Annotated in this window: 18 protein-coding genes; 6 read left to right on the top strand and 12 right to left on the bottom strand. The window is 72.7% G+C overall.

The genetic code is table 11. From position 1 onward, the window contains the following. Positions 1 to 67: 67 nt before the first annotated feature. Positions 68 to 1,234 (bottom strand): serine hydrolase domain-containing protein, encoded by a 1,167-nt coding sequence (locus ABT070_RS01505; RefSeq protein WP_351753063.1) that lies wholly within the window; start codon positions 1,232 to 1,234, stop codon positions 68 to 70. Next, positions 1,189 to 2,502 carry a multidrug effflux MFS transporter gene (locus ABT070_RS01500; protein WP_351753060.1) on the bottom strand — a complete coding sequence of 438 codons (1,314 nt, stop codon included), beginning with the start codon at positions 2,500 to 2,502 and terminating at the stop codon, positions 1,189 to 1,191. The genes ABT070_RS01505 and ABT070_RS01500 overlap by 46 nt, the downstream gene beginning before the upstream one ends. 87 nt (positions 2,503 to 2,589) lie before the next feature. On the opposite strand from ABT070_RS01500, the gene ABT070_RS01495 reads away from it, so the two are divergent. The 3 genes from ABT070_RS01495 to ABT070_RS01485 all read left to right on the top strand — a co-directional run bounded on the left by ABT070_RS01495 (position 2,590) and on the right by ABT070_RS01485 (position 5,137). Further along, positions 2,590 to 3,591 carry a Gfo/Idh/MocA family protein gene (locus ABT070_RS01495; RefSeq protein ID WP_351753057.1) on the top strand — a complete coding sequence of 334 codons (1,002 nt, stop codon included), beginning with the start codon at positions 2,590 to 2,592 and terminating at the stop codon, positions 3,589 to 3,591. 45 nt (positions 3,592 to 3,636) lie between these two features. Then, the gene (locus ABT070_RS01490) at positions 3,637 to 4,269 is read left to right on the top strand and encodes a TetR/AcrR family transcriptional regulator (RefSeq protein ID WP_351753054.1); all 633 of its coding nucleotides are present in this window, start codon (positions 3,637 to 3,639) and stop codon (positions 4,267 to 4,269) included. 130 nt (positions 4,270 to 4,399) lie between these two features. Then, entirely contained in the window at positions 4,400 to 5,137 is a 738-nt protein-coding gene (locus ABT070_RS01485) for a bifunctional DNA primase/polymerase (RefSeq protein WP_351753052.1), read from the top strand. A 128-nt stretch (positions 5,138 to 5,265) separates the two neighbouring features. Here ABT070_RS01485 and ABT070_RS01480 read toward each other — a convergent pair whose 3' ends face one another. The 6 genes from ABT070_RS01480 to ABT070_RS01455 form a co-directional block, all read right to left on the bottom strand. Further along, positions 5,266 to 6,291: an SCO2278 family lipoprotein gene (locus ABT070_RS01480; protein WP_351753049.1), complete on the bottom strand. Its 1,026-nt coding sequence runs from the start codon at positions 6,289 to 6,291 to the stop codon at positions 5,266 to 5,268. Then, a complete protein-coding gene (efeU, locus tag ABT070_RS01475; RefSeq protein WP_351753047.1) occupies positions 6,230 to 7,123 on the bottom strand; it encodes an iron uptake transporter permease EfeU in 894 nt (297 codons plus the stop codon). The genes ABT070_RS01480 and efeU overlap by 62 nt, the downstream gene beginning before the upstream one ends. 3 nt (positions 7,124 to 7,126) lie before the next feature. Next, a complete protein-coding gene (efeB, locus tag ABT070_RS01470) occupies positions 7,127 to 8,383 on the bottom strand; it encodes an iron uptake transporter deferrochelatase/peroxidase subunit (protein WP_351753045.1) in 1,257 nt (418 codons plus the stop codon). 15 nt (positions 8,384 to 8,398) lie between these two features. Beyond that, a complete protein-coding gene (efeO, locus tag ABT070_RS01465) occupies positions 8,399 to 9,538 on the bottom strand; it encodes an iron uptake system protein EfeO (RefSeq protein WP_351753042.1) in 1,140 nt (379 codons plus the stop codon). Between the two features lie 189 nt (positions 9,539 to 9,727). After that, a complete protein-coding gene (locus ABT070_RS01460) occupies positions 9,728 to 10,546 on the bottom strand; it encodes a heme ABC transporter ATP-binding protein (RefSeq protein WP_351753039.1) in 819 nt (272 codons plus the stop codon). 182 nt (positions 10,547 to 10,728) lie between these two features. Continuing rightward, entirely contained in the window at positions 10,729 to 11,835 is a 1,107-nt protein-coding gene (locus tag ABT070_RS01455; protein WP_351753036.1) for a FecCD family ABC transporter permease, read from the bottom strand. Between the two features lie 70 nt (positions 11,836 to 11,905). Here ABT070_RS01455 and ABT070_RS01450 point away from each other — a divergent pair, with 70 nt between their 5' ends. Continuing rightward, the gene (locus ABT070_RS01450) at positions 11,906 to 12,550 is read left to right on the top strand and encodes a PhzF family phenazine biosynthesis protein (RefSeq protein WP_351753034.1); all 645 of its coding nucleotides are present in this window, start codon (positions 11,906 to 11,908) and stop codon (positions 12,548 to 12,550) included. 123 nt (positions 12,551 to 12,673) lie between these two features. Beyond that, positions 12,674 to 12,898: a hypothetical protein gene (locus tag ABT070_RS01445; protein ID WP_351753031.1), complete on the top strand. Its 225-nt coding sequence runs from the start codon at positions 12,674 to 12,676 to the stop codon at positions 12,896 to 12,898. Between the two features lie 75 nt (positions 12,899 to 12,973). Here ABT070_RS01445 and ABT070_RS01440 read toward each other — a convergent pair whose 3' ends face one another. After that, positions 12,974 to 13,621 carry a biliverdin-producing heme oxygenase gene (locus ABT070_RS01440; RefSeq protein WP_351753028.1) on the bottom strand — a complete coding sequence of 216 codons (648 nt, stop codon included), beginning with the start codon at positions 13,619 to 13,621 and terminating at the stop codon, positions 12,974 to 12,976. Positions 13,622 to 13,735: 114 nt separating this feature from the next. Further along, positions 13,736 to 14,593 carry a type I methionyl aminopeptidase gene (map, locus tag ABT070_RS01435; RefSeq protein WP_351753025.1) on the bottom strand — a complete coding sequence of 286 codons (858 nt, stop codon included), beginning with the start codon at positions 14,591 to 14,593 and terminating at the stop codon, positions 13,736 to 13,738. Between the two features lie 57 nt (positions 14,594 to 14,650). On the opposite strand from map, the gene ABT070_RS01430 reads away from it, so the two are divergent. Continuing rightward, on the top strand, positions 14,651 to 14,884 hold the full coding sequence (locus tag ABT070_RS01430; RefSeq protein WP_351753022.1) for a hypothetical protein: 234 nt from the start codon (positions 14,651 to 14,653) through the stop codon (positions 14,882 to 14,884). A gap of 36 nt (positions 14,885 to 14,920) precedes the next feature. Here the strand turns inward: ABT070_RS01430 and ABT070_RS01425 are convergent, their stop codons facing one another. Beyond that, positions 14,921 to 16,246, bottom strand: coding sequence for an MFS transporter (locus ABT070_RS01425; RefSeq protein ID WP_351753020.1), 1,326 nt, complete (start codon positions 16,244 to 16,246; stop codon positions 14,921 to 14,923). A 102-nt stretch (positions 16,247 to 16,348) separates the two neighbouring features. After that, entirely contained in the window at positions 16,349 to 16,945 is a 597-nt protein-coding gene (locus ABT070_RS01420; protein ID WP_351753017.1) for a hypothetical protein, read from the bottom strand. Positions 16,946 to 16,961: the final 16 nt, after the last annotated feature.

The raw sequence follows: 16,961 nt of genomic DNA, 5'->3' as shown, positions 1-16,961 counted from the left end.
TGCCCCCACCGCCCGGCCACTGTCCCCACCGCCCGGCCCTGACCGGGCCGCTCACCATGGGGCGCCCTCAGCGCACCGCCATCGCCAGTCGTGTCCCCACCAGGGCCCGCGGTCCGCTGTCCGGTACCCGTCTCCTCGGGTGCACCGTGTTCGCCAGCAGCACCACGAACGTGTCCGTCGCCGGATCCAGCACCAGCGAGGTCCCCGTGAACCCCGTGTGCCCCGCCGCGCCCTCGCCGGCCAGCTCGCCCATGAACCATGACTGGTCCACCGCGAAGCCCAGGCCCGGCGGGGTCAGCAGGAGCTCCACGAAGTCGGGGCCGAGGATGCGGGCGGGACCGTACGAACCGCCCGCCAGCAGGGTGCGGCAGAACACCGCGAGGTCGTGGCCCGTGGAGAACAGGCCCGCGTGACCGGCCACCCCGCCCAGCGCCCAGGCGTTCTCGTCGTGCACCACGCCCCGCAGCATCCCCCGGTCCGCCTTCGCCCACGGCCGCCGCTGGTCCTCGGTCGCCGCCGCGCCGGGGCACGGGCCGAAGTCGGTCGAGGTCATGCCCAGCGGCCGGGTGATCCCGTCCCGCACGAGAACGTCGAGGGCGCGGCCGGTCAGCCGCTCCAGGAGCTGCTGGAGCAGCAGCATGTTCAGGTCCGAGTAGACGTACGTGCCCGGTGCGCCGACCGGCGTCTCCGCGCGTAGCAGCTCCCACCGCCGGGTGTCGTCCGCGCACTCGTACAGGGGCAGCTCGGGGCGCAGCCCGGAGGTGTGGGTGAGGAGCTGGCGGACGGTGATGCCGTGGGCGGCGGCCGCGTGGAAGTCGGGCAGGTAGGCGCCCACCCGCGCGTCGATGCCGAGGGTGCCGCGCTCGATCTGCTGCACCGCCGCCACCGAGGTGAACAGCTTGGTGAGGGACGCCAGGTCGAAGGGCGTGTCGACGGTCATCGGGATCCGCGCCGCGGGCGGCAGTTCCACCCCCGCGTCGGCGGCCGGGTCGTACGCCGAGTACCGCACCGCCCAGCCGACCGCTTCCCGCACGGCGATCACCGGACCGCGCCCGGCGACCACGACGGCGCCCGCGGCCCAGGGCCGGTCGCCGGTGGTGAGGTCCACGACGTCACGGACGAGGAGCCGCGTCTCCGCCGGATCGAGCCCGGCCCGTTCCGGTGTGTCGACGCGCAGTCTCGGTGCGCTCAGTTCCCTTCTCCCTCCGCGCCCGCCTTGGTCCAGGGACGGCACATTCCCACGAAGCAGGCCGCCGCCACCAGTGCGGCAGCCAACTGGACGACGGCCATCGGGACGGCCGTGTGCTCGCCGGCGATCCCGACGAGCGGCGAGGCGACCGCGCCGATGAGGAAGGAGGACGTACCGAGGAGCGCGGAGGCGGAACCGGCGGAGTGCCGGACCCGCAGCAGGGCGAGGGTCTGCGCGTTGGGCAGCGTGACGCCCATCGCGGACATCAGGACGAACAGCGCGGCGGCCACCGGCACCAGCCCGACCTCGCCGAACACCCCCGTCGTCATGAGCAGCAGGGCGGCCGCGGCCAGCACGACCACCCCGAGACCGACGGCCAGCACCCGGTCCAGCCGGACGCGGCCCACCAGCACCCGGCCGTTGAGCTGGCCGATCAGCACCAGCCCGATCGAGTTCACGCCGAACAGCAGGCCGAACGTCTGCGGGGAGGCGCCGTAGATCTCCTGCACCACGAACGGCGAGGCGCTGATGTACGCGAACAGCGCGGCGAAGGTGAAGCCGCCCGTGAGCATGTATCCGGTGAAGTGCGGGTCGCCGAGCAGCCGGCGCATCGAGCGCAGGGCCTCGCCGACCCCGCCCGCGTGGCGCTCGGCGGCCGGCAGCGTCTCCGGCAGCCGGGTCCACACCACCACGGTCAGCAGCAGCCCCACCCCGGTGAGGAGCACGAACACGCCCCGCCAGTCCGTCGCCCGCAGGATCTGCGCGCCGATCAGCGGCGCCACGACCGGGGCGACCCCGGAGATCAGCATCAGGGTGGAGAAGAAGCGGGCCATCGCCACGCCGTCGTACAGATCGCGTACGACGGCCCGCGCGATGACGATCCCGGCCGCGCCCGCGAGCCCCTGCACCAGCCGGCAGGCGACCAGCAGCTCGACGGTGGGCGCGAGGGCGCACAGGGCGGTCGCCACGACGTAGGCGACGAGTCCGGCCAGCAGCGGGCGCCTGCGCCCCCACCGGTCGCTCATCGGGCCGACCACCAGTTGGCCCAGCGCCATACCGGCCAGGCACGCGGTCAGCGTGAGCTGCACGGTCGCGGCGGGCGCGTGCAGGGAGCGGGTCACCTCCGGCAGCGCCGGGAGGTACATGTCCATCGAGAGCGGGGGAGTGGCGGTCAGCCCGCCCAGGACGAGGGTGACGAGCAGCCCCGTCCGGCGCCGGGCGGCCAGTGCCGGCCCCGCTCCCTCGCCCGTGCTCGTGCCCCGGTCCGTCACGGCCTTCGGCGCCGCGTCAGGTATGGCCCCGCCCTCCGGCATCCGGCCGCCCCTCCCTCTCCGACATCTGTGCCACCTATGCTCTCAGCTCGAACACACTGCTGGGACGGCACGAGGGCGGGGCAGGGTATGACGACGGACACGGTGCGGTGGGGGATCCTGGCGACCGGCGGGATCGCCGCCGCGTTCACGGCGGACCTGATCGACCTGCCCGACGCGGAGGTCGTCGCGGTCGCCTCGCGCTCCGAGGCCTCCGCGAAGGCGTTCGCCGACCGGTTCGGCATCCCCCGGGCGTACGGCGACTGGGCCGCTCTCGCCGCCGACGAGGACATCGATGTCGTCTACGTCGCCACTCCGCACGCCGCCCACCGCTCCGCCGCCGGACTCTGCCTGGAGGCCGGGCGGAACGTGCTGTGCGAGAAGGCGTTCACGCTGAACGTGCGCGAGGCCGAGGAACTGGTCGCGCTGGCCCGGCAGCACGACCGCTTCCTCATGGAAGCCATGTGGATGTACTGCAACCCGGTCGTCCGCCGCCTCAAGGCCCTCGTCGACGACGGCGCGATCGGCGAGGTCCGCACGGTGCAGGCCGACTTCGGCCTCGAAGGGCCCTTCCCGCCCTCGCACCGGCTGCGCGACCCCGCGCAGGGCGGCGGCGCCCTCCTCGACCTCGGCGTCTACCCGGTCTCCTTCGCCCACTTCCTGCTCGGCGCGCCCTCGGGCATCGCCGCCCGGGCGGTCCTCTCCGCCGAGGGTGTCGACCTCCAGACGGTCCTGGCCCTGTCCTGGGACTCCGGCGCGCTCGCCGCCCTGCACTGCTCCCTCGTCGGCGGTACGGGCACCACCGCCTCCGTCACCGGCTCGCGCGGCCGCATCGACATCCCGTCCGGCTTCTTCCACCCCGACCGCCTCGTCCTGCACCGCGACGGGCGTGACCCCGAGGAGTTCGCCGCCGACCCGGCCGACGGACCCCGTACGACGCTGCGGCACGAGGCCCGTGAGGTCATGCGCGCGCTGCGGGCCGGCGAGACCGAGTCCCCGCTGGTCCCGCTCGACGGCAGCCTCGCGGTCATGCGGACCCTCGACGCGGTGCGTGAGCGGATCGGGGTGCGCTACCCGGGCGAGGACGCGTAGCGGCTCACGAGACGTCCCGTCTCACCCGCTTGGTACCGTCGACCCATGGTCACCCAGTCCGGAAAGCCGGCCCCCGACACCGCCCGCCGCAGCGAGCGGTCCCGGCGCGCCATCTACGACGCCGCCCTCGCCCTCGTCGCGGAGACGGGCTACGCCAAGACCACGATCGAGGGCATCGCCGCCCGCGCGGGCGTCGGCAAGCAGACCATCTACCGCTGGTGGGGGTCGAAGGCCGACGTCCTGCTGGAGGCCTTCCTCGACCTCAGCGAACAGGCGGCCCGGGACGCGGGGGCGTCGCCGGAGGAGCCGTACGTCATCCCCGACACCGGCGACCTGGCCACCGACATCAAGGCCGTCCTGCGGGCCACCGTCGACCAGCTCACGGACCCCAGGTTCGAGGCGCCCTCCCGGGCCCTGGCCGCCGAGGGCGTGGTCAACGAACAGGTGGGCCGCGAGTTCACGGCCAAGCTGATGGAACCCTCCATCCAGCTGTACGTCGACCGGCTGCGCGCCGCCCAGCAGGCGGGCCAGGTCCGCGCCGACCTCGACCCGCGCATCGCCCTCGAGTTCTTCATCTCCCCGCTCGCCCAGCGCTGGCTCCAGTACACGGGTCCGATCTCCTACGAGTACACCGACACCCTCGTCGACTACGCCCTCCACGGCCTCGCCCCGCGCTGACCTCGCACCACATGGGTCACTCTGGCCCCACCCGTCCCACCTGCCCCGATTCACGGCTAGGGCCCCCCGATGCGCAGGATGGTGGGACCATGAGGCATGCTGTCCGCACCACAGCGAGGCGAGGGGACAGATGAGCGCGGAGTTCGGCGGCCGGACCGGCCTGTGGGGCAAGATCTCGGAGTGGCTGCGCACGAGCGGCCCGACGGAGGCCGCCGAGGGCGGTGACCGTGAGGCCCTGCTGCTGGCCGCCGCCGGAGCGGGGCTCCCGCTCTCGCCCGCCGCGCACCCGGCCCCCGGCTACGGCTGTTCCTGCGACCGGGTCGGCTGTCCGACCCCCGCCCGGCACCCGGTGTCCTTCGCCTGGCAGACGCAGTCCACCACCGACCGCGCGCAGATCGAGCGCTGGGCCCGCCACCAGCCGCAGGCCAACTTCATCACCGCCACCGGCATGACGCACGACGTCCTCGACGTGCCGCTGGAGGCGGGCCGGCAGGCCCTGGAGCGGCTGCTCGACGCCGGCATCGAGGTCGGCCCGGTCGCCGGGAGCGACGACGGCCGCATGCTGTTCTTCACCCTCACCCGCGGCACCCCCGAGGACGAGGACGAGTGGTGGCCGTGCGAGCTGGACTGCCACCCCGAGACGATGGACGAGCACCCCGGCCTGCGCTGGCACTGCCGCGGCTCCTACGTCCTGGTCCCGCCCGCCCGGCTCCCCGGCGACGACGGCCGTTCCGTGCACTGGCTGCGCGGACCCGAGCACGAGCTGCCCGACCCGCTGACCCTTCTCGAAACGCTCACGGACGCCTGCGCCCGCCACGCCGGCCAGGACTCCGACCACGCGAGCACGGCCTGGCCCTCCCGCCCATAAGGGGCGCGGGGAGGTCGGGGGGGCGCGGTGGCGCCCCGAAAGGGGCGCGGGGAACCGCGCGCCCGGCCACGACGCACCCGCGGTGCACGAGCCACCCGCCGGTGGCTCACCAGGCTCCCCGCGGAGCGCTACGCGCCCTTCGCCGCCGTCAGGCCTTCCAGGCGGCTGAGCATCGACACCTTGCCGGCCCCCGAGCCCTTCGCCGGGGCCAGGGCGACCTCGTTGGCGACGAACTCCATGGTCAGCGACTGCTTGATCTCACCGGTCGTCAGCGCGGCCACGTTCTTGTTCGGGGTGGGCACGGCGGCGCCCGTCGCGGCCGTCTGCTTCATGTAGTGGTGCGTGGTGAAGAAGACCAGCGCCCCGCCGTCCGCGGTGCGCAGCGCCAGCGGCGCGTAGTCGCCACCGGTCAGCGGCTCGTCGATGTACTGCGTGGCCAGGCCCGGCTTGGTCGCGTTCTTCGCCCGGGTGGCGCGCAGCGTGCCGGTGTACGCGCCGTCCGCGAAGGCGCCCTTGCCGCTCTGCAGGTACGCCGTGTAGTCCTTGCTCAAGTCCTCGGGAGCGACGGCCAGTTCGGCGGAGTCGGCCGGCACGGCCTCGGCGTGGCCGTCCTTGCCCGCCTGCCGGAACGCCGGTACCGAGCCCGGCGCCACCAGCGTCAGATACGTCGCCTGCCACGGCTCCGCCCGCTCGCCCCGGGTGAAGACCATCAACCAGCGTGAGTCGCCGCCCTTGTTGCCCTTCGCGTCGGCGACGAACCAGCGCGGCCAGCCCGCCTTCTCGACGATCGTGTACTTCACGTCCGACAGCACGAGCGGTGTGTGCTGGGGGTTGCCGTCCGGGTTGTTGGCGCGGCCCGCCTTCAGCCGCGCCTCGTCGATGATCCCGAGGGCACCGGTGGTGTAGTCGGCGTCCAGGGAACTGTCGTAGGCCGCGTCCGCCTTGTTGTACGCGGACGTGAACCGTTCGACCGCCTTCACGGCCTCCGCCTTCGTGGCCGCCGGGAGCAGCTCGAGCTCCCCGTGGACCACCACGCAGCCGCTCGCCAGGAGCGAGACGGCGGTGAGTGACGCCGCTACGAGTGCGTACCGGTCACGTGCGCGGAGCCTTCGACTGCGCGGCACCCCGGTCGTCAGGCTGCGTTCCCTGCTCATCAGGCGACTTCACCTTCCCCTTCCCGGAGGCGAACCCTACCGGGGCGAGGAACAGCGCGAGCGTCGGGACCAGGTACAGCAGCCACACCGTGACCTGGAGAACGGTCGGGTCGGGCTGGAAGTTGAACACGCCCTTCAGCAGGGTGCCGTACCAGCTGTCCGGCGGGATCGTGGCGCTGATGTCGAAGGCGAGGCTGTTCAGGCCGGGAATCAGGTCGGCCTCCTGGAGGTCGTGGACGCCGTAGGCCAGCACGCCCGCGGCAACCACGACGAGCATGCCGCCGGTCCAGGTGAAGAACTTCGCGAGGTTGATTCTGAGCGCCCCGCGGTAGAACAGCCAGCCCAGCAGGACGGCCGTCGCCAGGCCGAGGGCCACGCCGATCAGCGGGCGCGGGGTGCCGTCGCCGGCCGCGTGCACCGACGCCCACACGAACAGGGCGGTTTCCAGGCCTTCGCGGCCGACGGCGAGGAACGCGGTGGCGACCAGGGCGCCGGTGCCCATCGCGAGGGCCGCGTCCAGCTTGCCGTGCAGTTCGGACTTCAGGTGCCGGGCGGTGCGCCGCATCCAGAACACCATCCAGGTCACCAGGCCGACCGCGAGGATCGACAGGGAGCCGCCGAGCGCCTCCTGCGCCTGGAACGTCAGTTCCTGGGAGCCGAATTCGAGGACGCAGCCGAAGCCGAGCGCGAGCGCGACGGCGACGCCGATGCCGATCCAGATGGGCCTGAGGGCGTCCCTGCGGTCCGTCTTCACCAGGTAGGCGATGAGGATGCAGACGACGAGGCTGGCCTCCAGGCCCTCGCGCAGTCCGATCAGGTAGTTGGAGAACACGGGCTACGCCTCCTTGGAGAACAGCGTCCGGCCCCACCAGTCGTCCTTGTCGCGGACGCCCGGCGGGACGGCGAAGACGGCCGAACCCACGTGCTGGATGTACTCGTTGAGCGCGTCGGACGCGAGGTTGCGCTGGATGCGGACGAAGCCTTCGCCCACATCCCGCATGTAGGCGAGGAAGAACAGGCCGGCCTCGAGGCGGCCGAGGCCGTCGGTGCCGTCGGTGAAGGAGTAGCCGCGGCGCAGGATCGTCGACCCGTGGTTGGAGTCCGGGTGCGCGAGCCGTACGTGCGCGTCGGGTTTCATCGCCTTCAGGAACGGCTCGTCGCGCTCCTTGGCCTTGCCGACCGGAGCGCCCTCGCCCTTGTCGCGGCCGAAGATGTCCTCCTGCTCCTGGAGCGAGGTGCGGTCCCAGGTCTCGATGTGCATGCGGATGCGGCGGGCGACGAGATAGGAGCCGCCCACCATCCAGGCCGAGTCGGCGTCGACGTCCTTGTCGTCGACCCAGACGAACTTCTTCAGCCGGTCTGTCTCGGTGCCCGCGATGTTGCGGGTGCCGTCCTTGAAGCCCATCAGGTTGCGCGGGGTCTGCGCGTCGGGCGTCGTGGACGAGGTCTTGCCGAAGCCGAGCTGCGACCAGCGGATGACGACCTTGCCCATGCCGATCCGGGCCAGGTTGCGGATCGCGTGCACGGCGACCTGCGGATCGTCGGCGCAGGCCTGGACGCACAGGTCGCCGTTGCTGCGGGCGGCGTCGAGCGCGTCCCCGGCGAACGTGGGCAGGTCGACGAGCGCGTCGGGCCGCCGGCCGGAGAGGTCGAACTTCTTGAACAGGGACGGCCCGAAGCCGACCGTCAGGGTCAGCCGGGACGGCTTGAGACCCAGGGCCTCGCCGGTGTCGTCCGGCGGCGCCTCGGCGAGCCCGCCGTACGCGCCCTCGCCGACGGCCTTCCCCGCCGTCATCCGGCGGGCCGCCCGCGTCCAGTCCTTCAGCAGCTGGACGAACTCGGCGCGGTCCGTCGTCGTCACGTCGAACGCGGCGAAGTGCAGCCGGTCCTGCACGGGCGTGGCGATGCCGGCCTGGACGCTGCCGTGGAAGCCGACCGCGGCGCCCGCGTCGGCGGCCGCCGGGTCGACGTCGTCGCCGGTGCGGGTCATGGCGACCGCGCCGCCGGCCGCGGCGGCGCCGAGCGCGAGCCCGGCACCGCCCCAGCCGATCAGCGATCGGCGGGTCGGCACGCTGCCCTGGGTCTCGGTCATGTCCTGGCCCCTCCGTTACTTCGCGACGGCGGCGGCGAGCTTGGACAGCGGCTCGGCGAGCGCGTTGACCGCGTCGGACAGTTCCTTGCGGTCGGCGGCGCCGACCTTCTCGTACGAGGTGAACGCGTACGAGGACGTGTTCGGGCGGTACTTGTCCAGCAGCGTGTTCAGCGCGGCGAACTGCTTGTCCAGCTCGGTGACCAGGGCCGCGTCGTTCTCCTTCGCGACCGGCTTGAGCAGCTCGTACGACTTCTGGGCGCCCTCGACGTTGGCCTTGAAGTCGACGAGGTCGGTGTGCGAGTAGCGCTCCTCCTCGCCGGTGACCTTGCCGGTGGCGACCTCGTCGAGGAGCTCCTTGGCGCCGTTGGCCATGGAGGTCGGGGTGATCTCGGCCTTGCCGACCCGCTTCTGCCAGTCGGTCAGGTCGGTGGTGAGCTGGCCGGCGAGGGTCTTCTCCGCGTCGGTGATCTTCTTGTCCTGCCAGAGGGCCTTCTCCAGCCGGTGCCAGCCGGTCCAGGTCTGGCCGGCCTCCAGGCCGTCCGCGCGGACGTCGACCTTCGGGTCGATGTCGCCGAAGGACTCGGCGACCGGCTCGGTGCGCTCCCAGCCGATGCGGGAGGGCGCGTAGGCCGCCTTGGCCGCCTCGAGGTCGCCGGCCTTGACGGCCGCCACGAAGGTCGCGACGAGCGGCAGCGTGGCGTCGGCCTGCTCCTGCGCGTACTCGCGGTAGGCGGCGACGGCCTTGTCCAGGCGCGGGTCACGCTTGGCGACCGAGCCACCGGTGACCTTGAGGTCCTGGCGGATGCCGGTGCCCTTCATGCCGGGCTTGCAGGCGATCTGGTAGGAACCGGCCTTCACCTCGGCGGTGACCCGCTGCTTGGTGCCGGGGCCGATGTTCTCCCGCTCGCTGACGATCCGGTCGTCCGGGAAGAGGATGTAGACCTCGGTGACCTTGGAGCCCTTGTTCTCGATGGCGAGCTCGACGTGTCCGGCGGAGATCTCCTTCTTGGAGGTCACGCACTTGGCGTCGGTGGCGGTCACGCTGATGACGCGGTCGCCGTCTTTCGCGTCGCTCTTCGAGGTGCAGCCGGTGACGGCGGTCAGTGCGGTCACGGCGGTGACGGCGGTGACGACGGACAGTCTGGCGGCTCGCATTCGGGCTCCCAGCGATGGCTGAATAATGGCGTGACGCGGCTCACAGGGTTTGGTGAGCCTCGCCTAACTTATCCAAGGCTTACCTGCGTAATACCCGCCCGTGCAGTGATTCACCTCTCATAGACGCCGTATGAGCACGAGCCGATCACGGTGACTCAAAACGGACCCCAAGGGATGGTCAAAGGAGATTCAAAGATTCCGCTTCGGGGTCACCAGCACGGCTCCCGTCCGGGGGTGCGCAAGCACCTCGACCGGCTGGTCGTAGACCTCCGAGAGCAGTCGCTCGGTGAACACCTCGCCCGGCGGACCGTCCGCCGCCACCTGTCCGGCGCACAGGATCGCGACCCGGTGCGCGTAGGCGGCGGCGAGCCCCAGATCGTGCAGCACCACGACCACCGCGTCCCCCTCACGCGCCCTTTCCCGGCACAGCCGCAACACCAGTTCCTGGTGTCTCAGGTCCAGGGCGGCGGTCGGCTCGTCGAGGAGCAGCAGCGGAGCGCGCTGCGCCAGCACCCGGGCCAGCGCGACCCGGGCCCGCTCGCCGCCGCTCAGCGCGGAGAAGGGCCGCTCGGCGAAGCCGCTCACCTCGGTGGCCGCCATCGCCCCGGCGACCGTGCGGTCGTCCTCGGCGGGGGAGGAGGCGTGCGGCGCGCGCCCCATCCGGACGACCTCCTCCACGGTGAAGGGGAAGGAGAGCGCGGCCGCCTGGGGCAGCACGGCCCGCCGCAGGGCCAGCTCCGGCGCGGTCCACTCCGTGGCCGGACGGCCCAGGATCCGTACGACACCCCGCGCGGCCGGCAGATCGGCGGCGAGCGCCCCGAGCAGCGTCGACTTCCCGGCCCCGTTGGGCCCGACCAGCGCGAGCACCTCACCGGCCCGCACCTCGGCATCCACCCCCCGAAGCACCTCCCGCCCCCCGAGCCGCACATGCAGCCCTGCGGCCTCGGCCAGCAGATCGCCGGGCGCCACACCCCCGGGAGGCGAGGACCGACGACGGAGAAGTCTCATGAACGAACCCCTTGAGAAGGCGACGCCGATCACCGAACGCCGCACGGACGAGTTGCTGGTGGTGCGGGGGCCGGGGGGCCGGGCGCGGCTCGCACCTGAGGGGCGGGGGGAACCGCGCGACCGGCCACGGCCGGCCGGCACCCGTGCGACAGGAGAGGAGCTGAGCCCGGGGAGGGCGGAGCTCAAGCCCAACCGCCCTGGCGGCGCCGTGTCCTGCGCAACAGCCAGAAGAAGAACGGACTGCCGAGCAGGGCCGTCAGGACACCGAGCGGAAGCTCGGCCGGGACGGCGACCGTGCGGGCCGCGAGATCCGCCGCCAGCAACACCACCGCCCCCAGCAACGCGCTGCCCGGCACCAGGAAGCGATGCCCCGGCCCCGCCGCCATGCGCAGCAGATGCGGGACCACCAGCCCGACGAAGCTGATGATCCCGGACACGCTCACCGCGGCCGCCGTCAGCAACGCCACGACCAGGATCAGCACGATCCGCAGCCGCTCCACGTCCACGCCCAGGTGCCGGGCCGGCCGTTCGCCGAGCGCCAGCAGGTCGAGACGGCGCGAGTACAGGGGCGCGAGCGCGAGCCCCAGCGCCGCACAGGGCAGTACGGCGAGCACTTTCGGCCAGGTCGCCTGGGACAGCGAGCCGAGCTGCCAGAAGGTGATCTGCTGGATCGCCGCCGTGTCCGCGAAGAACAGGCACAGCCCGATCAGCGCCCCCGCGAAGGCGTTCACGGCGATCCCGGTGAGGATCAGCGTCACGACCTCGGTGCGGCCGCCGGAGCGCGACATCACGTACACCAGCAGGACCGTGCCGAGCCCGGCGGCGAACGCGAACGCCGACACCGTCCAGTTGCCGAGGAAGTCCAGGCCGAACGCGATCGAGGCGACCGCGCCGACGGCCGCGCCCGAGGAGATCCCGATGACGCCGGGCTCGGCGAGCGGGTTGCCGAACACGCCCTGCATCAGCGCGCCCGCGCACCCCAGTGAGGCGCCGACGAGCAGCGCGAGCACGATGCGCGGGAAACGTACGTTCCACAGCACCGACTCCGCGACCCGGTCCAACTCGTGCCCCCCGAGGCCCGTTCGGTGCTGCACGGAGGAGAGCACGTCCCCGAGCGGGACTGGATAGGCGCCGAGTCCGCCGGCCACCGGCACGAGCACGAGAAGCGTCAGGACCAGGCCGGCGGTCAGCAGCCCGGCGGCGCCGTGTCTCTTCCGGCCGGCCGGGGGAGCGGGGGCGGCGGTGTCGGCGGAGCCACCGGTGCCGGCGGGCTTGTCCAGGACGGTCATGGCCGAAGCTTAGGTTAGCCTAACCTTCACCCGCCATGGATCGGTTGCCCGACGATGCTTCAATTCCCCGGTGACTGATTACGACGTGCTCCGCGTCTTCTGCGCGCCGAACGGCGGCTACGGCAATGAACTGGGCGTGGTCCGCGAGGGTTCGGTGCTGCCGGACCGCGAGGACCGGCAGGACCTCGCGGCGAAACTCGGCTTCGGCGAGACGGTGTTCGTCGACGATCCCGAGCGCGGGATCATCGACGTCTACACGCCCACGGGCCGCCTGTCCTTCGCGGACCACTCGTGCGTGGGCGTCGCCTGGCTGCTCGACGTCCCCGAACTCGTCACGCCGGCCGGCGCCGTGGGCACCCGCCTGGACGGGGAGTTCACCTGGATCGAGGCGCGCGCGGAGTGGGCCCCGCCGTGCGTGTTCCACCGGTACGCCACCGCCGCCGAGGTCGACGACCTGCCCGTGCCGCCGGCCGGCGACTGGATCTATGCCTGGGCCTGGGAGGACGAGCCGGCCGGCCGGATCCGCGCCCGCGGCTTCCCCGGCCGCGGCGACGGCATCGACGAGGTCGAGGCGGCGGGCGCGCCGGCGCTGCTGCTCACCGAACGGCTCGGCCGTGCCCTGAACATCACCCAGGGCGCGGGCTCCCAGATCCTGACGGCTCCGCAGCCGTACGGGTGGGTGGAGGTGGGCGGCCGGGTGTTCCTGGAGCGCTGAACCTTAGGGCCGGTCGCGGGCGTTCGCGTACTTCTGCACGGCCGTACGGGTGGTGTGGCGCGTGCGGGAGGGGACGAACGGGGACCTCTGGGCGTGACCACTGAGCCCCGTGAGAGGAACGCCATGCGTATCCGTTCAGTCCTCGCCGCCACCGTCCTGGGTGTCGCCCTTGCCGCCACCGGCGCGACGGCCGCCACCGCCGACGAGGGTCCCCGTCAGCACCACGAGGACTCCCGCCAGCACCACCACTTCGGCGAGGACAAGGGTGTCTGCAGCCCGTACATCGGCGCGGTCGACACGGTCTCGGCCGACATCTTCTGGGCCGGCAAGCACTGCGACCGTTTCTGATCCGGTGCCGGGCCCCCTCGTCGTGAGCGAGGGGGCCCGGCCCGTCCGCGTCCGCCCGCGAGGCCGGCCACCGGCTCACGCCGAGAGCGGGAACTCCTCGCCCAGGGCCCGGAAGACGTCGGTGTTCAGCGCGAAGGCGCGCTTGCACTCGCTCACGATCCGCTGCTTCTCCAGGTCGTCCGCGCGCACCCCGTCCAGCAGCTCCCGGTAACCCCGCTTGAACGCCGCCGGGTTGCCGATCTCCTCGAAGACGTAGAAGCGGACGCCGTCGCCCTTGCGCTCGAAGCCCCAGGTCCGCTCCGCCTTGTCGCGGATGATCTGCCCGCCGGAGAGGTCGCCCAGGTAGCGCGTGTAGTGGTGGGCGATGTATCCGGCCGGCCACCGCTCGGCACACTCCCGCACCCGCGCCGCGTACGCCTCGGTCGCCGGCAGGGCCGACAGGCCCGACCGCCATCCGGCGCCCCGCAGATGCGTGAGGTCCCGCTCCAGGGCCGGCAGCCGGAACAGCTCGGGCTGGATGAAGGGCCCGGCCGCCGGGTCCGCGGCCAGCCGCTCGGCGCCTGCCTCCAGCGCCTCGTAGACGAACCAGAGCTGCTCGGTGTAGCGCGCGTACGCCTCGACACCGAGCCGGCCGCCGAGGAGGTCGCTCATGAACGTCGAGGTCTCGGCCTCCACGTGCTGCTCGTGGGAGGCCGTGCGGATGAGTGTCGAGAACGAGTCCATGCCCACATCCTTTAAGGTAAGGCTTACCTAAGTCAATGGGTTTGCCGACGCTGTGTCGGTAAAAGCGTACAAGAAAAGACCCGCCCCCAGCAGGGAACGGGCCTCCGGATTCCGTTACGGCAGTGTGAGGATCTCCGCCCCCGTCCCGGTCACCACCAGCGTGTGCTCGAACTGGGCCGTCCGCCTGCGGTCCTTCGTCAGGACCGTCCAGCCGTCGTCCCACATGTCGTACTCGTGCGTGCCGAGCGTCAGCATCGGCTCGATCGTGAACGTCATCCCGGGCTGGATGACGGTCGTCGCGTGCGGGCTGTCGTAGTGCGGGATGATCAGCCCGGAGTGGAACGACGAGTTGATCCCGTGCCCCGTGAAGTCCCGCACCACGCCGTACCCGAACCGCTTGGCGTACGACTCGATGACCCGCCCGATGATGTTGATCTGCCGGCCGGGCCGGACCGCCTTGATCGCCCGCTCGAGGGACTCCCGGGTCCGCTCCACCAGCAGCCGCGACTCCTCGTCCACGTCCCCGACCAGGTACGTGGCGTTGTTGTCGCCGTGCACCCCGCCGATGTACGCCGTCACGTCGAGATTGACGATGTCGCCGTCGCGCAGGACCGTCGAGTCCGGGATGCCGTGGCAGATGACCTCGTTGACGCTCGTGCACAGGGACTTCGGGAAGCCGCGATAGCCCAGCGTCGACGGATAGGCGCCGTGGTCGCACATGTACTCGTGCGCCACCCGGTCCAGTTCGTCGGTGGTGACCCCCGGTGAGATCAGTTTCGCGGCCTCCGCCATCGCCTGCGCCGCGATCCGGCCGGCCCGGCGCATCGCCTCGATCGTCTCGGGCGTCTGCACCTCCGGCCCGGTGTACGGCGTCGGGGCGGGCTTGCCGACGTATTCGGGGCGGCGGATGTTTCCGGGCACCGAACGGAGGGGGGACAGCTCCCCCGGGACGAGCAGCGACTGGCCAGACATGCCAGTGAGTCTAACGAGCGGCCATGGGGGAACATGTCGATGGCGAGAGGAGCCGTCATGCCCCTGTTCAAGAAGCGGACCGTCGGGAAACCGGGCGAGTGGTACTACTGCCTGGAGCACAAGAAGGTCGAGGAGGGGCCGGAGTGCCCGGCCAAGGACCGTTTCGGCCCGTACGCCACCCGCGCGGAGGCCGAGCACGCGATGCAGACCGCCCGCGAGCGCAACCTCGAGTGGGAGAACGACCCCAAGTGGCACGACGCCCCGGCGGCCGGCGCCACGGACGACGACTGACCCCCCCGGCGATCGCCCGGCCGGTCGCCCGACCCGTCACACGTCCACTGCCGGTGCGGCTGCCGACCTCTTGGCGTGCAGCCGCGCCGCGTGTTCGTTCGTACGCACGTCGTACGTCATCAGCGCCGGCAGGCACAGCGCCAGCAGCCCCACCGCGCCCACGCACAGCACCCCGCCCGACCACACGGACGTCCGCACCCCCAGCCAGGCCGCCAGACCGCCGCTGCGCACCTGGCCGACCGTCGGCCCCACGGAGTAGGACAGCAGCTCGATCCCGGCGAGCCGTCCGCGCAGCTCGTCCGGGATCGTCTGGTTCCACATGACCCCGCGGAAGATGCCGCTGACCATGTCGAAGCCGCCCGCGAGGGCCAGGCAGAGCAGCACCAGCCAGACGTTGCCGGCGAGTCCGGCGACGGCGATCGCCCCGCCCCACAGCGCGGCCGACAGCACCACCATCCGCCCGTGCCGGTGCACCCGTGAGGTCCAGCCGCTGGTCAGGCTCACCACCAACGCCCCCGCCGGCACGGCCGCGTACATCAGCCCCAGCGACCACTCCGCGTCGAGTTCGTCGGCGAGGAACGGCAGCACGGCGAGCGGCATGGCGAGGAACATCGCGGCGAGGTCGACGGCGTACGTGCCGAGGAGCTCCTTGCGGCCCCAGGCGTACCGGGCGCCCTCGGCGATGGCCCGGAGGGAGGGCTTCGCCGCCTCGTGGGCGGCCGGGGAGGCGGCGATGCGGACCACGAGGGCGACCGACACGACGAAGGTGAGGAGGTCGGCGGCGTAGGCCCAGCCGAGGCCCGCGTACGCGACGACGACACCGGCGACGGCCGGTCCCGCGACCCCGCCCACGGTCCAGCGCAACGCGTTCAGCGCGGCCGCCGCCGGCAGCTGCTCGTGGGCGACGATCCGTGGCCACAGCGAGTCCAGCGCGGGCCGCTGCACGGAGACGAGGGCGGAGGAGAGCGCGGCGACGAGGTACAGCGGCCAGACCGCGGGCCCCGGCAGCAGCGCGTTGACCAGGAGGACCGCGCTGAGCAGTCCCTGCCCGGCCTCCGTCCACACGATGAGCCGGCGCTTGTCCCACGCGTCCGCGAGGGCCCCGCCGTACAGGCCGAACACCACGAGCGGCACCAGCTCCACGGCCCCGATCGCCCCCACCGCCGCGGCCGACCCGGTCAGCTCCTTCAACTGCACCGGCAGCGCCACGAAGGTGAGGAAGCTGCCGAAGGTCGAGACCGTGCCCGAGACCCAGAGCCGCCGGAAGTCCCGCGAGGCCCGCCAGGGGGCGAGATCCGGGAGCAGGGCCCGCAGACCGGAGGGAGCGGGAGGCGCGGGGGAGGGGACGGCGTCGTCGGTCACGAGAGGCCATGCTCGGGCGGGACCGGAGCGCCGGGCAACTGCTTTTCGGCGGCACCGGCGGGTCGGCGGGCCGGCCGGCGGGTCGGCCGGCGGGTGGGCAGGTCACCAGGGGGGAGGGGGCGGTGCCGTCAGGCGTTCGGCCAGGTGGGAGAGCCGGTCGGCGAAACGCCGGCGCCCTCGCGCCGGGGGCAGCGTCTCGCCGGCGGCCGCGCTCACCAGGTGCTGCACGGTGTCCAGGTCCAGCTCGGAGCCGTCCGGCACGGCCAGCGTCTCGTGGGCCAGGGCCGTCAGCTCCCCCTCGCCCGGACCGAGGGCCAGGATCATGACACCGGCCCGCCGGGCGTCCGACACCCGGTCGAGGAGCGGCGCGTCCCCCGACGGCGACGCCACCAGCAGCGTCTCGCCCCGCCGGGCCGCCTCGATCCGGCCCAGGCCGACCGCGAGATGCGCCGGGTCGGACGGACGCGCGTCATGCCGTACGAGGGTCGGCGCCAGCTCCGGCGTGCCCGACCACGCGGCCTCGTCCACCAGATGCGCCGCGAGGTGCCAGGGCTCGTACGCCGCCGTGCCCACCAGCAGCAGCCCGCCGCCGTGCGACACGACCGACCCGCGCAGCACGCCGGCGAACCTCCGGGTGGCCCCCAGCCACTCGGTCCCGGCGAGCACTTCACGCAGCAGCGCGACCCGTACGGCGTCCATGCGGCCGCATCGTGCC

Origin of the sequence: Streptomyces sp. NPDC002884, assembly GCF_040295245.1 — a bacterium.
Classification (GTDB): domain Bacteria; phylum Actinomycetota; class Actinomycetes; order Streptomycetales; family Streptomycetaceae; genus Streptomyces.
This window is presented reverse-complemented; position numbering and strand designations above follow the sequence as displayed.

What these genes read in the sequence shown, in the direction of transcription:
- ABT070_RS01500 (WP_351753060.1), bottom strand. Translation starts at nt 2,502, where the DNA reads ATGCCGGAGGGCGGGGCCATACCTGACGCGGCGCCGAAGGCCGTGACG.
- ABT070_RS01495 (WP_351753057.1), top strand. Translation starts at nt 2,590, where the DNA reads ATGACGACGGACACGGTGCGGTGGGGGATCCTGGCGACCGGCGGGATC.
- ABT070_RS01490 (WP_351753054.1), top strand. Translation starts at nt 3,637, where the DNA reads ATGGTCACCCAGTCCGGAAAGCCGGCCCCCGACACCGCCCGCCGCAGC.
- ABT070_RS01485 (WP_351753052.1), top strand. Translation starts at nt 4,400, where the DNA reads ATGAGCGCGGAGTTCGGCGGCCGGACCGGCCTGTGGGGCAAGATCTCG.
- ABT070_RS01480 (WP_351753049.1), bottom strand. Translation starts at nt 6,291, where the DNA reads ATGAGCAGGGAACGCAGCCTGACGACCGGGGTGCCGCGCAGTCGAAGG.
- efeB (WP_351753045.1), bottom strand. Translation starts at nt 8,383, where the DNA reads ATGACCGAGACCCAGGGCAGCGTGCCGACCCGCCGATCGCTGATCGGC.
- efeO (WP_351753042.1), bottom strand. Translation starts at nt 9,538, where the DNA reads ATGCGAGCCGCCAGACTGTCCGTCGTCACCGCCGTCACCGCCGTGACC.
- ABT070_RS01460 (WP_351753039.1), bottom strand. Translation starts at nt 10,546, where the DNA reads ATGAGACTTCTCCGTCGTCGGTCCTCGCCTCCCGGGGGTGTGGCGCCC.
- ABT070_RS01455 (WP_351753036.1), bottom strand. Translation starts at nt 11,835, where the DNA reads ATGACCGTCCTGGACAAGCCCGCCGGCACCGGTGGCTCCGCCGACACC.
- ABT070_RS01445 (WP_351753031.1), top strand. Translation starts at nt 12,674, where the DNA reads ATGCGTATCCGTTCAGTCCTCGCCGCCACCGTCCTGGGTGTCGCCCTT.
- ABT070_RS01440 (WP_351753028.1), bottom strand. Translation starts at nt 13,621, where the DNA reads ATGGACTCGTTCTCGACACTCATCCGCACGGCCTCCCACGAGCAGCAC.
- map (WP_351753025.1), bottom strand. Translation starts at nt 14,593, where the DNA reads ATGTCTGGCCAGTCGCTGCTCGTCCCGGGGGAGCTGTCCCCCCTCCGT.
- ABT070_RS01430 (WP_351753022.1), top strand. Translation starts at nt 14,651, where the DNA reads ATGCCCCTGTTCAAGAAGCGGACCGTCGGGAAACCGGGCGAGTGGTAC.
- ABT070_RS01420 (WP_351753017.1), bottom strand. Translation starts at nt 16,945, where the DNA reads ATGGACGCCGTACGGGTCGCGCTGCTGCGTGAAGTGCTCGCCGGGACC.